The organism is Limnohabitans sp. (assembly GCF_034680285.1).
Classification (GTDB): domain Bacteria; phylum Pseudomonadota; class Gammaproteobacteria; order Burkholderiales; family Burkholderiaceae_C; genus Limnohabitans_A.
Genome location: NZ_JAXITC010000012.1, coordinates 22664 through 36713, shown reverse-complemented (window position 1 = coordinate 36713; position 14050 = coordinate 22664). Strand labels below are relative to the sequence as shown.

Sequence of the window (14050 nt, the reverse complement as noted above, 5' to 3'; positions counted from 1 at the left end):
CGCGCAGGGTCTCCTGAAAGTGCCGGCAGCAGGTCGAATACACTCATTGCATTCAAAGTGTGGGCCGTTGAAGTGGCGTCCCCAGCTGCTTTTTTCAGTGTGAGATTTCCTTGAGCATCATCTTCGTTGGCCTTCCAGGTTCGGGCAAAACCACCATCGGCAGGCAATTGGCACGCCGGTTGGATGTGCCGTTTGTGGACTCTGACCATGTGATCGAGCACCAATTGGGCTGCTCGATAAGGGAGTTTTTTGCCCGTGAAGGCGAAGACAGCTTTCGGGATGTGGAAGAGCAAGTGCTCGACGAGCTGACCCAGTCACACCATGGGGTGATCGCCACGGGGGGCGGCGCAGTGTTGCGCGAAGCCAATCGCCGCCGTTTGCACGAGCGGGGTCAGGTGGTTTACCTCCGTTCCACCCCCGAAGATGTGTTTCGCCGTGTTCGCCACGACAAAGCCCGCCCCTTGCTGCAGGTGGACGACCCCTTGGACCGTTTACGGACCTTGTTTGAGACGCGAGACCCGCTGTACCGCCAAGCCGCCCATTTTGTGATCGAAACCGGTCGCCCCTCTGCGGCCACTTTGGTCAACATGATCACCATGCAATTGGAACTGGCAGGGCATCTGCCAACCCATGCGCAGGCATCGTCACCGCCTCAACCTCAGCCCTGAGCGCCTACACTTGGGTCTTATGTCCGAGTTCTCCTCCCCCATCCAAACGGTTGCCATTTCGCTGGACGACCGCAGTTACGACATCCAGATCGGCCAAGGCCTGCTGAGCCGCCCTGAAACCTGGGTTGGCCTGCCCAAGGCGCAGACGGCCATGATCGTGACCAACGACACGATCGCCCTGCTATACGAGGCCGCTTTGCGCAGCGCCATCGCCCCGCATTACAAGCAGGTGCACACCGTGGTGTTGCCGGACGGCGAGGCCCACAAAGACTGGCAGACGCTGAATCTGATTTTTGACGCGCTGCTGGGCCAAGGCTGCGACCGCAAGACAGTGTTGTTCGCTTTGGGCGGTGGCGTGGTGGGCGACATGACCGGCTTTGCGGCGGCCAGCTACATGCGCGGCGTGCCCTTTGTGCAGGTGCCGACCACGCTTTTGTCGCAGGTCGACTCATCGGTGGGCGGCAAAACCGCCATCAACCACCCGCTGGGCAAAAACATGATCGGCGCGTTTTACCAGCCGGTGCGCGTGGTCTGTGACTTGAACACCTTGGCCACCTTGCCCCCGCGTGAGCTGAGCGCGGGCTTGGCCGAAGTCATCAAATACGGCCCGATTGCCGACATGGCCTTCCTCAACTGGATCGAGGCGAACATCGATGCGCTCATCGCCCAAGACCCGGCCGCATTGGCGCACGCCGTCAAGCGCAGTTGCGAGATCAAGGCTTGGGTGGTGGGGCAAGACGAACGCGAAGCGGGCCTGCGGGCCATCTTGAATTTTGGCCACACCTTTGGCCATGCCATCGAGGCGGGTTTGGGCTTTGGCGTCTGGTTGCACGGCGAAGCCGTGGGTTGCGGCATGGTCATGGCGGCAGAACTCTCGCAGCGCTTGGGCAAAGTGGACACCGCTTTTGTGGCCCGTTTGCGGGCCTTGATTGCGCGTGCGGGCTTGCCGGTGCGCGGTCCGGTCATTGACGCGGCCGACAACGCGGGCCATTACATCGAGCACATGCGCCTTGATAAAAAAGCCATCGGCGGCGACATCCAGTTTGTGGTGATCGATGGTCCCGGCCAAGCCACCGTGTGTGGTGCGCCCGACGCCATGGTGCGCGAGGTGATCAACGCCTGCTGCGCCTGATGTCCATGTTCGCCGAGACACTGGATTTGTCGGTGCTTTCAAGCCAGGTGCAGACCAGCTTGTCTGCGCTGGCCTGCGACCCGGCGCAAAGCCGGGGCCGTCGGTTTGCCGAACCGGCTGCGCCCACGCGCAACGCTTTCCAGCGCGACCGCGACCGCATTGTGCACTCCACCGCTTTTCGCCGACTGGTTTACAAAACACAGGTGTTCTTGAACCACGAAGGCGACCTGTTTCGCACGCGGCTCACGCACTCTATTGAAGTGGCCCAACTGGGTCGCTCTATCGCCCGGGCGCTGGGGCTTAATGAAGATTTGGTCGAAGCCGTGTCGCTGGCTCATGACTTGGGCCACACCCCTTTCGGACACGCTGGGCAGGACGCGCTGAACGAATGCATGGCCGAGCATGGTGGCTTTGAGCACAACCTGCAAAGTTTGCGTGTGGTGGACAAACTCGAAGAGCGCTACCCCGCGTTCGACGGTCTGAACCTGAGCTTTGAAACCCGCGAGGGTGTGCTGAAACACTGCTCACGTCTGAATGCCGAGCATCTGGAACAGTCCGAACCGGGCGGTGTGGGGCGTCGATTCATCGACCGAACCCAGCCCAGCCTGGAGGCGCAACTGTGCAACCTGGCCGATGCGATCGCCTACAACGCGCACGACATCGACGACGGCGTGCGCTCGGGCCTGATCAGCATCAAGCAATTGCTGCAGGTGGAACTCTTTGCGCACTACCACCGTCAGACGCTGGCCGAGCATCCGCGCTTGTCTGAAAAACCGCGCCGCGTTCTGTACGAAACCATCCGCCGCATGCTGAGCGACCAGGTGTACGACGTGATCGACACCACCCGTCAGGGCGTTGCCCATTCGGGTGTGACGACGCTGGCAGAAGCCCGCCAAGCTGGGCCCCTGGTGGCTTTCAGCGCCGAGATGAAGACACGCAGCACCGAATTGAAGCAGTTTTTGTTCGGGCAGCTCTACCGCCACCCCCAAGTGATGCACACCACCGGACAGGCGCAGCAGGTGGTGCGTGAGTTGTTCGCCGCTTATGTGCACCAACCCTCTGAAATGCCCACCGACTTTGCTGCCAATGATGACCTGCACCGCTCGGTGGCCGACTACATCGCCGGCATGACCGATCGCTTCGCCTTGCGCGAGCACGAACGCCTGACGGGGCGAAAGTTGTTGTGAGCCCAGTGAGCGCCCACCGCGCCGCTTGGCTGGTCGTGCTCGCGGGCGGCGTGGCGGCTTTGCAGGTGGGCAAGTTGCCGCCCGCCTTGCCCGCGCTGCAGGCCGAGCTGGGCCTGACGCTGGTGCAGTCCGGTTTCCTCTTGTCCATGGTGCAATTGGCGGGCCTGAGCCTGGCGGTCTTCATGGGCTTGTGGGCCGATGGCATGGGCTTGAAACGCAGCATGGTGCGCGGTTTGTGCTTGCTGGCACTGGCCAGTGGTTTGGGTGCCTTCGCCACTTCGACCGCCGCTTTACTGGCCCTGCGTGCCATTGAGGGCCTGGGCTTTTTGCTGGTGGCTTTGCCCGCACCGGCTTTGATCCGCCGCCTGGTGCCGCCCGTGCAGCTGCCCGGCATGCTGGGGGTGTGGGGCGCTTACATGCCCACAGGCACAGCACTCGCCCTGCTGGCCGGTCCGTTGTTCATCCCGGCCTGGGGCTGGAGCGCTTGGTGGGGGCTGTTTGCTGCCGTGTCCTTGGCCATGGCTGCGTGGTTGTGGCGCAGCGTGCCCGCTGACCCTGTGGCCCTCACCGCAGCAGCTGGGCAAGGCGCCTGGCAGCGCCTGCGCCGCACCTTGAGCGCCCCCGGCCCCTGGCTCGTGGCACTCACCTTTGGCATGTACTCTGGCCAGTGGCTGGCGGTGGTGGGTTTCTTGCCGTCCATTTACGCCGCCGCTGGCGTGGGTGGTGCGTTGCTGGGCGTGCTCACGGCCTTGGCGGCGGCCGTCAACATCGTGGGCAATATGGCCTCGGGCCGCTTGCTGCAGCGCGGCTGGGCACCCCGCAGCACGCTGTGGCTGGGCTTTGGCGCGATGGCGCTGGGCAGCACCGTGGCCTTTGCGCCCTTCACCGAAAGCCTGCCTTGGTTGCGTTTTGCTGGGGTGTTGCTGTTCTCGGGCATGGGCGGTTTGGTCCCGGGCACGCTGTTCAGCCTGGCGGTGCGTCTGGCCCCGGGCGAGCAACAAGTGGCCACCACGGTGGGCTGGGTGCAGCAGCTCTCGGCCCTGGGACAGTTTGTGGGGCCACCCGTGGTAGCGGCTGTGGCAGCGCGGGCAGGCGGTTGGCAACTCACACCGCTGGTCACGGTGGGGTGCTGTGGGGTGGGGGCGGTGTTGGCTTGGCTGGCTGGGCGCTTGCTGCCACAGGCACAATCTCGCCCATGACCGACATGAACATCCACGAAATTGCCGACACCGTGCGCTGGCTTGAACGCGCCGTAATTGGCCTCAACCTCTGCCCCTTTGCCAAAGCCCCGCACGTCAAGGGCCAAATCCATTACGTGCTGAGCGAGGCCAAGGGCCTCGAAGGCTTGCGCGATGAGCTGATTGAGCAGCTGCAGGCGCTGGCCGCCATGTCCGCCGAAGAGCGCGAAACTGTGCTCTTGATCGTGCCGCAGATGCTGCAGGATTTTCTGGAGTTCAACGACTTCCTGGACGAGGCCGATGCCGTGCTGCAAGAGCTCGATTTGGAGGGTGTTTTTCAGGTGGCCAGTTTCCACCCGCAGTTCCAGTTTGCCGACACCGAGCCGGACGACATCGGTAATTTCACCAACCGCTCGCCTTACCCCACGCTGCACCTGCTGCGCGAGGAAAGCATCGACCGGGCGGTGGAGGCTTTTCCCGAGGCCGAAATGATTTACGAAACCAACATCGAGACCATGGACAAGCTGGGCGTTGAAGGCTGGAAAAAACTGGATGTAGGCCCAAGCCCTTGAAGCTGTAGGAGCGACGCCCCCGTCGCGATAGACCCAGCCTGATCGCCGCGAGGGGGCGGCTCCCACACAAAAACCATGAAGAAAATAACACCTACCGTCGACAGCCAAGCCTTGCCGCCCGAAGTGCGCCCCGGCCAATCGGTCGAGCTGCTCAAAGAGCTGCACATTCTCACGCGAGAAGGCAAGCTCAACCAAGATTCGCGCCGCAAACTCAAGCAGGTCTACCACCTGTTCCAGTTCATCGAAAAGCGGCTCAAAGAGTTACCCGCCAGCGACAGCGGCCCCACACTGGCCGATCACGGCGCTGGCAAGTCGTATCTGGGTTTCATCATCTATGACCTGTTTTTCAAAGTGCTGGGCCAAGGCACGATTTACGGGATCGAAACGCGCAGTGAATTGGTCGAGTCGTCCAAGGCTCTGGCCGAGCGCTTGGGCTTTGAGCGCATGCGCTTTTTGAATGTGAGCGTGGTCGAATCGACGCAAAGTGGTGAACTGCCCGCGCAGATCGACATGGTGACTGCCTTGCACGCCTGCGACACCGCCACCGACGACGCCATCGCTTTTGGCCTGCAAAAGAAAGCCAAGTACATGGTGTTGGTGCCCTGCTGCCAGGCCGAATTGGCCCGAGCGCTCAACCAAAACAAGGCCCTTAATTTGCAGCGCACGCCTTTGGCCGAACTCTGGCGTCACCCCCTGCACACCCGCGAAGTGGGCAGTCAGCTCACCAACGTGCTGCGCTGCTTGTACTTGGAGTCACAAGGCTATGCAGTCACCGTGACCGAGTTGGTTGGCTGGGAACACAGCATGAAAAACGAGCTGATCCTGGCCAAGTACACGGGCCAGAAAAAACGTGCCTCCGGCGAGCGCCTGCTGGCGTTGCTTCAGGAGTTTGGGGTTGAAGCGCTGATGGGGGCGCGTTACCCGCTGGTGTTGAACACTGCAGCGGGATGAAAAGAGGGCCTTTTCTTTCAGTAAGTTAACCCTCTGTTTCGCGCAAGACCGCCTTTATTCCGCTTCGATTTTCGCGTCACGAATCGCTTTGGCCCACTTGGCGGTCTCCAGCCGGTTGCGCTGGGCCAGAGCTTCGGGTGTGCCCGGGGCGGTTTCAAAGCCAATGGCAGAGAACTTGTCTATGATGTCCTTGTCGGTGGCTGCTGTATTGAGGGCTCGGTTCAACCGCGCGATCACATCTGGCGGCGTACCGGCCGGGGCGAACAGGGCAAAGTAGGCGATCAACTCGTAATCCTTGAGGCCGAGCGCTTCGTTGACGGTGGGCAACTCGGGGATGGCCTTGGAGCGTTGCATCGAGGTCACGGCCAGGCCGCGGATCTTGCCCGCCTTGACCTGCGGCAGCATGACCGCAAAGTCGGCCGTGAACAGATTCACCTGCCCGCCGATCAAATCGGTCATGGCGGCGGGGCCGCTTTTATAGGGCACATGGGTCATCTCGATCCCCGCCATGCTTTGCAGCATCTCGGTGGATACGCGCTGGGAGGTGCTGGCGCTGGCAAAGGTCAATTGGGTGGGCTTGGCCTTGGCTGCAGCCACCAACTCGCGCAAGTTCTTGATGGGCACATCGTTGTTGACGGCGACGATCAGAGGGACCGAACCAATGTACCCAATGGGTGCGAAAGCGGTGTCCTGGTCATAGGGCAGCTTTTTCATCAGGCTTTTGAGTGCAGCGTTGGTGCTGTTGGTGCCCACCATGATGGTGTAGCCATCGGGGGCCGATTTGGCCACCGCGTCGGCGCCCAGCATTCCGTTCACGCCTGCACGGTTTTCGATGATGATGGGTTGGCCAAGAACCTCAGACATTTTTTGAGTGAAAGCCCTGCCAATCTGGTCGGTCGCACTGCCAGCTGCAAAAGGCACGATGGCTTTGATGGGCTTGTTGGGGTAAGCCTGTGCCAGCGCTTGGGAGGCCACAAGGCCGAGGCCCAGAGCAGCAGACAACAAAGAGGCGATGCGCAAACGTTTCATGGGTTCTCCAGTGGGTCAAAAAATCATTCAATCACAAATGTGAGCAGGTGCGCACTCAGGCATTTCCCGTGGGCGTCTAATGCCAGCGAGCGGGTCACGCCGCCGCCCAGCGATTGGTGCATGACAAAGTTGAGCGCGCCCAGTTGGGGTAGCACATAGCGTTCGACCGGACCGTGCACGGTGCCAACAAAGTGGGCTTTCACGCGTTCGGCACTCAGGTGTTGTTCCAGCAGGGCAAAGTCTTTTTTGTCGTAGGCAATCACCGACAAGGTGGACCGGTTGCCTTTGTCGCCGGTACGGGTATGGGCGATGTCGCGCAGTTGCATGTCAGTCTCCTTCTGAGTTGAGCAGCACGGTGGTGATGTGCACGTCGCTGCGCGGCATGAGCACTGAGGCAGCGGCAATCACTTCGCGTACTGCGCGTGTGGCACCGCCACCACCGGATGGGCCGTTGGTGTAAAGCGCTTCAACCTCTTGTGCCACATGCTGGGCTTGTTGCAGGGTGGGCACGCGCAGTGCCACTCGGGCTCGTACCTCGGCGGGTTCTGGTGGTGTTGGGCTGGAGGGTCCGAAGATCGCGTTCACGCCGATCAGGTCATAGCGGGCCTCGAACTCGCCGTAACCCGCATCGGCCAGCCGTTGGCGCACCAAGTCCAGCGCCAGCTGGCCTCGCGTCTGTGCACCCGGCCCGGCATAGCTCATCTGGCCTTCGCCAATGAAGCCGTCGCGGTAACCTAGCGTGACCTTGAGCGTGTCAGTGCGCGGATGGCCGCTGCCACCGGTCACCTGAACAAGGTCTGTACCGATTTGCGTCAACTGCACCTGAGTAAAGTCCGCCACCACATCGGGCTGCAGGTAGCGGGCTGGGTTTTCGATTTCGTAGAGTAATTGTTCGGTGCAGGTGGCCACCGTGACGCAGCCACCAGAACCGGCCACTTTGGTGATGACGGCGTCACCCGAGACGCCGACTTCGGCCAGCGGGAAGCCCAGCTGGGCCATGTTGGGCACATCCTTGAAGCCCGGATCGGCAAAGTAGCCCCCCGTGATCTGCGCCGCGCATTCCAGCAAATGCCCGACCAGAACCCCTTTCCCAAGGCGTGTCCAGTCGTCAGCGGCCCAGCCAAAGTGGTGCATCAAGGGTGCCAAAAACAGCGCCGGGTCGGCCACTCGGCCGGTGATGATGACGTGCGCATCGGTTTGCAGCGCCGGCAGCAAGGCTTCGGCACCCAGGTAAGCGCTGGCTGAAATCAGTTCGGCTTGAAAATTGGCCAGGGTTTGCGTGCTCTCCAGAATGGGCAGCGCCAAACCGCTTGAGGTGAGGGTGGCCAGCACATCGTCGCCCAGCACCACCGCTACTTTGAGCTGAGGCAAACCCAATTCACGCGCCACAGCCAACACAGCATGCCCGGCCTGCAGCGGGTTGGCCGCGCCCATGTTGCTGATGATGCGGGTGCCTTGACGGATGCAAGCGGGCAGCACGGCCCGCATGCGGGCCACCAGCATCGGGTCGAAACCCGCAGCCGGGTCTTTGGAGCGCTCCAGCTGCGCCAAGGCAATCGTGCGCTCGGCCAGGCACTCGAACACCAAATAGTCCAACTGCCCCTTTTCGGCCAACTCAAGGGCAGGTGGGATGCGGTCACCCGAATAACCCGCGCCTGCGCCGATGCGAAGTGTTGTCTTGTGCATGCTTCAAGCTTAATGGCGCCCTGACCAACAGCCTGTCACGCTGGAGCTTGAATTAATTGGGGTCAGATCCCAATTAAACTGCACGTCTCATTCAGGAAGTCCCCATGGCCCGCCAACCCCGTCTCACCGTTGCGGCTTACCCGCACCACGTCATCCAGCGCGGCAATGACCGCCAGGCCATCGTGCGCGACGATGCGGACCGCGAGCGTTTGCTAGCGCTGTGGCAAGAGCATGCGCAAACTTTCAAGGTGGCTATCCATGGCTACGTGATCATGGACAACCACTTTCATCTGTTGCTGACACCCGAAACCGACGAGGGTCTGCCGCAGATGATGCAGGCGGTGGGAAGGGCTTATGTGCGCTACTTCAATTTGCGGCACCAGCGCACGGGCACGCTCTGGGAAGGTCGCTACAGGAGCAACCTCATTGAGAGTGAGCGCTATCTTTTGGCTTGCATGGCCTACATCGACTTGAATCCGGTGAGGGCGGGCATGGTGCAGCAGCCCGCCGATTTCAAATGGTCCAGCCACAGGCACTGTATTGGGCAGGTGAGCGCCAAATGGGTGACACCGCACGCCCTGTTTTGGGGCCTGGGCAACACACCATTTGCCCGTGAGGCGGCTTATGCCGAGCTGGTGCAGACGGGCCTGGCGCAGCGCGAAAAAGACCAGCTGACCCAAAGTGCCTTGTCGGGCTGGGCGCTGGGGTCGGCCAATTTTGTCAGTGGTTTGCAGCAAACCACCCAGCGGCGCTTGGTGCCAGGCAAGGCTGGTAGACCTGCCAAAAAGATCCCTGGTTGAATCTGTCCCCAATTAATTAAAAGCCAAGTCAAAAGCGAAATTAATTGGGATCTGACCCCAATTAAAAAGTTTGGCATGGATGCTGCAGTGCACTACACTCTTCGGTCTGCGTGAAAACCCTTAGGAGCGCCCATGACTTCGGCCAGTGCAAAAGAACATTTCCAATCGACCGGTCTGTATGACCCCGCCAACGAGCACGATGCTTGTGGTGTCGGCTTTGTGGCCCACATCAAAGGACACAAGACCCACGCGATCGTGACGCAGGCGCTCAAGATTCTGGAAAACCTGGACCACCGGGGTGCTGTAGGTGCCGATGCGCTCATGGGCGACGGTGCCGGTATCCTGATTCAGCTGCCCGATGCGCTGTACCGCGACGAGATGGCCAAGCAAGGCGTTGCGCTGCCACCCTTTGGCGAATACGGCGTCGGCATGGTCTTCTTGCCCAAAGAGCATGCCTCGCGCATGGCTTGCGAACAAGAACTCGAGCGTGCCGTCAAGGCCGAAGGCCAAGTGGTGCTGGGCTGGCGCGATGTGCCGGTGAACCGCGACATGCCCATGTCGCCCACCGTGCGCGAAAAAGAGCCGATCATGCGTCAGATCTTCATCGGCCGCGGTGCCGATGTGATTGTGCAAGACGCCCTGGAGCGCAAGTTGTACGTGATCCGCAAGACCGCCAGCGCCGCGATTCAGGCCCTGAACTTGACGCACAGCAACGAGTACTACATCCCCAGCATGTCCAGCCGCACCGCGGTCTACAAGGGCTTGCTGCTGGCCGACCAAGTGGGCACTTATTACCTGGACCTGCAAGACGAGCGCTGCGTCTCGGCTTTGGGCCTGGTGCACCAGCGTTTCTCCACCAACACTTTCCCCGAGTGGCCATTGGCTCACCCTTACCGCTATGTGGCGCACAACGGTGAGATCAACACCGTCAAGGGCAACTACAACTGGATGAAGGCCCGCGAAGGCGTGATGTCTTCGCCCGTGCTGGCCAACGATCTGCAAAAGCTCTACCCCATCAGCTTCGCCGGTCAGTCCGACACCGCCACGTTTGACAACTGCCTGGAACTGCTGACGATGGCGGGTTACCCCATCAGTCAGGCCGTGATGATGATGATCCCCGAGCCTTGGGAACAGCACACCACCATGGACGAGCGCCGCAAGGCCTTCTATGAATACCACGCTGCGATGCTCGAACCATGGGACGGCCCAGCCTCGATCGTGTTCACCGACGGCCGCCAGATCGGTGCCACGCTGGACCGCAACGGCCTGCGCCCTTCGCGTTACATCATCACCGACGACGACATGGTCATCATGGGCTCCGAGACCGGTGTGTTGCCGATTCCTGAGAGCAAGATCGTGCGCAAGTGGCGTCTGCAGCCCGGCAAGATGTTCCTGATTGATCTGGAACAAGGTCGCATGATCAACGACGAAGAGTTGAAAGCCGGTTTGGCCAGTGCCAAGCCTTACAAGCAGTGGATCGAAAACCTGCGCATCAAGCTCGATGACGTGGCCGAAGCCCCCGTGGCTCCAGCTTCTGAAGTGGCATTGCTCGACCTGCAACAAGCTTTTGGCACCACGCAAGAAGACATCAAGTTCCTGTTGGCCCCCATGGCCTCTGCCGGTGAAGAAGCCATCGGCTCCATGGGCAACGACAGCCCCCTGGCCGTGTTGTCCGACAAGAACAAGCCGTTGTACAACTACTTCAAGCAGTTGTTCGCGCAAGTGACCAACCCCCCGATCGACCCGATTCGGGAAGCCATCGTGATGTCGTTGGTGTCCTTCATTGGCCCCAAGCCCAACCTGCTGGACATCAACCAAGTCAACCCTCCGATGCGCCTGGAAGTGAGCCAGCCGATCCTAGACTTCGCTGACATGGCCAAGCTGCGCAACATCGACAGCGCGACCAAGGGCAAGTTCAAGAGCGCAACGCTCGACATCACCTACCCCGCCTTGTGGGGACGCGAAGGCGTGGAAGCCAAGCTGGCATCGCTCTGCGCTGAAGCCGTGGATGCCATCAAGGGCGGTCACAACATTCTGATCATCAGCGACCGTGGCGTGAGCGCTACCCAAGTGGCTGTGCCCGCCTTGTTGGCGTTGTCCGCCATCCACCAGCACTTGGTGACGGCTGGCCTGCGCACCACTGCTGGCTTGGTGGTCGAGACGGGCACCGCCCGCGAAGTGCACCACTTTGCCGTGCTGGCCGGTTACGGCGCAGAAGCCGTGCACCCCTACTTGGCCATGGAAACCCTGGCGGCTTTGCACAAAGAGCTGCCCGGCGATTTGTCCGCAGAGAAAGCCATCTACAACTACATCAAGGCGATCGGCAAGGGGCTGTCCAAGATCATGTCCAAGATGGGCGTCTCGACCTACATGTCGTATTGCGGCGCGCAGCTGTTTGAAGCCATCGGCATCAACACCGAAACCATCAACAAGTACTTCACCGGCACCTCCAGCCGTGTGGGCGGCATCGGTGTGTTCGAGATCGCTGAAGAAGCCTTCCGCATGCACACCGCCGCTTTCAGCGACGATCCGATCTTGGCCACCATGCTGGATGCAGGCGGTGAATACGCTTGGCGCGCCCGTGGCGAAGAGCACATGTGGACGCCCGATGCGATTGCCAAGTTGCAGCACTCCACCCGTGCAAACAACTTCAGCACCTACAAGGAATACGCCCAGATCATCAACGACCAGAGCAAGCGCCACATGACGCTGCGCGGTCTGTTTGAATTCAAAATCGACCCGTCCAAAGCCATCCCGCTGGAGCAAGTCGAGCCCGCGGCCGAAATCGTCAAGCGCTTCGCCACTGGCGCGATGTCGCTGGGTTCGATCTCCACCGAAGCGCACGCCACTCTGGCCGTGGCCATGAACCGCATAGGCGGCAAGAGCAACACGGGCGAGGGCGGTGAAGACGCCAACCGTTACCGCAACGAACTCAAGGGCATCCCGATCAAGTTGGGTGATTCTTTGAAGAGCGTGATCGGTGCAGAAAACGTCGAAGTGGACATGCCTTTGGCCGCCGGTGATAGCCTGCGCTCCAAGATCAAGCAAGTGGCTTCTGGCCGCTTTGGTGTGACGGCCGAATACCTGCACAGCGCCGACCAAATCCAGATCAAGATGGCCCAGGGCGCCAAGCCTGGTGAAGGTGGTCAGTTGCCCGGTGGCAAGGTGTCCGACTACATCGGCAAGCTGCGCCACTCGGTGCCCGGTGTCGGTTTGATTTCGCCACCACCACACCACGACATCTATTCCATCGAGGACTTGGCCCAGCTGATCCACGATCTGAAGAACGTGGCCCCGCACAGCGACATCAGCGTCAAGCTCGTGTCCGAAATCGGCGTCGGTACGATTGCTGCCGGCGTGGCCAAGTGCAAGGCCGACCATGTGGTGATCGCGGGCCACGACGGCGGCACGGGCGCATCGCCCTGGTCGTCGGTCAAGCACGCGGGCAGCCCTTGGGAAATCGGCCTGGCCGAAACCCAACAGACCCTGGTGCTCAACGGTTTGCGCGGTCGCATCCGTGTGCAGGCTGATGGACAGATGAAGACCGGCCGTGACGTGGCGATTGGCGCTTTGTTGGGTGCAGACGAGTTCGGCTTCGCCACCGCACCGCTGGTGGTCGAGGGCTGCATCATGATGCGCAAGTGCCACCTGAACACCTGTCCCGTGGGCGTGGCCACACAAGACCCCACACTGCGCAAGAAGTTCACCGGCAAGCCCGAGCATGTCGTGAACTACTTCTTCTTCATCGCTGAAGAAGTGCGTCAGATCATGGCCCAGCTGGGCATTGCCAAGTTTGACGACCTGGTGGGCCGCGCCGACCTGCTCGATATGAAGAGCGGTGTGGAACACTGGAAAGCCAAGGGCTTGGACTTCGGTCGCCTGTTGGCCGTGCCACAGGTCGACTCCACCGTGGCCGTGCGCCATGTGGACACACAAGACCACGGCCTCGAAAAAGCCTTGGACAACGTGCTGATCGCCAAGAGCCGCGCTGCCATCGACAAGGGCGAGAAAGTGCAGTTCATGGAAGTGGCCCGCAACGTGAACCGCTCGGTCGGTGCCATGTTGTCCGGTGCGGTGACCAAAGTGCACCCCGAAGGCTTGCCAGACGACACCCTGCGCATTCAGCTTGAAGGCACAGGCGGTCAGTCATTCGGTGCTTTCTTGGCCAAGGGCATCACGCTGTACCTGATCGGCGAAGCCAACGACTACACCGGCAAAGGTTTGTCGGGTGGTCGTGTGGTGGTGCGCCCGAGCCTCGAGTTCCGCGGCGTGGCCTCGCAAAACATCATCGTGGGCAACACCGTCATGTACGGTGCGACCACCGGTGAAGCCTTCTTTGCTGGCGTGGCCGGCGAGCGCTTTGCGGTGCGTCTGTCCGGCGCCACCGCCGTGGTGGAAGGCACGGGCGACCACGGTTGCGAATACATGACCGGCGGCACCGTCGCGGTCTTGGGTAAGACCGGCCGCAACTTCGGCGCGGGCATGAGCGGCGGTATCGCTTATGTTTACGACGAAGACGGTGAATTTGCTTCACGTTGCAACACGGCCATGGTCAGCATGGAAAAAGTGTTGTCAGCTGCTGAGCAAGAAGCCCAAGTGGACCGCAAGGTCTGGCACCGCGACCAAGCCGACGAAGCGCAACTGAAGAAACTGTTGGAAGACCACCACAAGTGGACCGGCAGCCAGCGCGCCCGCGAGTTGCTGGACAACTGGGCCACGGCCCGCGCCAAGTTCGTGAAGGTGTTCCCGAACGAATACAAACGCGCCCTGGGCGAGATCAACGCACGCAAAGCGGCGAATGCGGCCAAGGCCGCCAAGCCCGTTGCCGCCTGAGCCCCACGTTAAGA

At 61.2% G+C, this 14050-nt stretch carries 11 protein-coding genes; 8 read left to right on the top strand and 3 right to left on the bottom strand.

Annotation, left to right across the window (positions count from 1 at the left end; genetic code table 11):
- Window positions 1-110: 110 nt before the first annotated feature.
- The 6 genes from SWE17_RS10920 to SWE17_RS10895 all read left to right on the top strand — a co-directional run bounded on the left by SWE17_RS10920 (window position 111) and on the right by SWE17_RS10895 (window position 5688).
- Window positions 111-668: a shikimate kinase gene (locus tag SWE17_RS10920; RefSeq protein ID WP_322993126.1), complete on the top strand. Its 558-nt coding sequence runs from the start codon at window positions 111-113 to the stop codon at window positions 666-668.
- Between the two features lie 19 nt (window positions 669-687).
- Complete coding sequence (gene aroB, locus SWE17_RS10915; RefSeq protein ID WP_322993125.1) at window positions 688-1800, top strand: 3-dehydroquinate synthase; 1113 nt, start codon at window positions 688-690, stop codon at window positions 1798-1800.
- A 5-nt stretch (window positions 1801-1805) separates the two neighbouring features.
- Entirely contained in the window at window positions 1806-2987 is a 1182-nt protein-coding gene (locus SWE17_RS10910; protein ID WP_416235012.1) for a deoxyguanosinetriphosphate triphosphohydrolase, read from the top strand.
- Window positions 2984-4186, top strand: a complete 1203-nt coding sequence (locus SWE17_RS10905) for a CynX/NimT family MFS transporter (RefSeq protein WP_322993123.1) — start codon at window positions 2984-2986, stop codon at window positions 4184-4186. The genes SWE17_RS10910 and SWE17_RS10905 overlap by 4 nt, the downstream gene beginning before the upstream one ends.
- Complete coding sequence (locus SWE17_RS10900) at window positions 4183-4737, top strand: DUF1415 domain-containing protein (RefSeq protein WP_322993122.1); 555 nt, start codon at window positions 4183-4185, stop codon at window positions 4735-4737. Before SWE17_RS10905 ends, SWE17_RS10900 begins: the two co-directional genes overlap by 4 nt.
- 75 nt (window positions 4738-4812) lie before the next feature.
- Window positions 4813-5688, top strand: a complete 876-nt coding sequence (locus SWE17_RS10895) for an SAM-dependent methyltransferase (RefSeq protein WP_322993121.1) — start codon at window positions 4813-4815, stop codon at window positions 5686-5688.
- A 54-nt stretch (window positions 5689-5742) separates the two neighbouring features.
- Here SWE17_RS10895 and SWE17_RS10890 read toward each other — a convergent pair whose 3' ends face one another.
- From SWE17_RS10890 to SWE17_RS10880, 3 genes are read right to left on the bottom strand one after another with little or no spacing between them, the layout of a single operon-like run.
- Window positions 5743-6717 carry a tripartite tricarboxylate transporter substrate binding protein gene (locus SWE17_RS10890; protein WP_322993120.1) on the bottom strand — a complete coding sequence of 325 codons (975 nt, stop codon included), beginning with the start codon at window positions 6715-6717 and terminating at the stop codon, window positions 5743-5745.
- A 23-nt stretch (window positions 6718-6740) separates the two neighbouring features.
- Window positions 6741-7043, bottom strand: a complete 303-nt coding sequence (locus tag SWE17_RS10885) for a hypothetical protein (RefSeq protein WP_322993119.1) — start codon at window positions 7041-7043, stop codon at window positions 6741-6743.
- A gap of 1 nt (window position 7044) precedes the next feature.
- Window positions 7045-8403 carry an acyclic terpene utilization AtuA family protein gene (locus SWE17_RS10880; protein WP_322993118.1) on the bottom strand — a complete coding sequence of 453 codons (1359 nt, stop codon included), beginning with the start codon at window positions 8401-8403 and terminating at the stop codon, window positions 7045-7047.
- 104 nt (window positions 8404-8507) lie between these two features.
- Here SWE17_RS10880 and SWE17_RS10875 point away from each other — a divergent pair, with 104 nt between their 5' ends.
- Together SWE17_RS10875 and SWE17_RS10870 are read left to right on the top strand one after the other, a co-directional pair.
- Window positions 8508-9203, top strand: coding sequence for a transposase (locus SWE17_RS10875; RefSeq protein WP_322993117.1), 696 nt, complete (start codon window positions 8508-8510; stop codon window positions 9201-9203).
- Window positions 9204-9335: 132 nt separating this feature from the next.
- Window positions 9336-14036 (top strand): glutamate synthase-related protein, encoded by a 4701-nt coding sequence (locus SWE17_RS10870; RefSeq protein WP_322993116.1) that lies wholly within the window; start codon window positions 9336-9338, stop codon window positions 14034-14036.
- Window positions 14037-14050: the final 14 nt, after the last annotated feature.

Excerpts from the sequence above, each read along its gene's own strand:
- SWE17_RS10900 (WP_322993122.1), top strand. The coding sequence starts at position 4,183 with ATGACCGACATGAACATCCACGAAATTGCCGACACCGTGCGCTGGCTT.
- SWE17_RS10870 (WP_322993116.1), top strand. The coding sequence starts at position 9,336 with ATGACTTCGGCCAGTGCAAAAGAACATTTCCAATCGACCGGTCTGTAT.
- SWE17_RS10875 (WP_322993117.1), top strand. The coding sequence starts at position 8,508 with ATGGCCCGCCAACCCCGTCTCACCGTTGCGGCTTACCCGCACCACGTC.
- SWE17_RS10910 (WP_416235012.1), top strand. The coding sequence starts at position 1,806 with ATGTTCGCCGAGACACTGGATTTGTCGGTGCTTTCAAGCCAGGTGCAG.
- SWE17_RS10890 (WP_322993120.1), bottom strand. The coding sequence starts at position 6,717 with ATGAAACGTTTGCGCATCGCCTCTTTGTTGTCTGCTGCTCTGGGCCTC.
- SWE17_RS10880 (WP_322993118.1), bottom strand. The coding sequence starts at position 8,403 with ATGCACAAGACAACACTTCGCATCGGCGCAGGCGCGGGTTATTCGGGT.
- SWE17_RS10895 (WP_322993121.1), top strand. The coding sequence starts at position 4,813 with ATGAAGAAAATAACACCTACCGTCGACAGCCAAGCCTTGCCGCCCGAA.
- SWE17_RS10885 (WP_322993119.1), bottom strand. The coding sequence starts at position 7,043 with ATGCAACTGCGCGACATCGCCCATACCCGTACCGGCGACAAAGGCAAC.
- aroB (WP_322993125.1), top strand. The coding sequence starts at position 688 with ATGTCCGAGTTCTCCTCCCCCATCCAAACGGTTGCCATTTCGCTGGAC.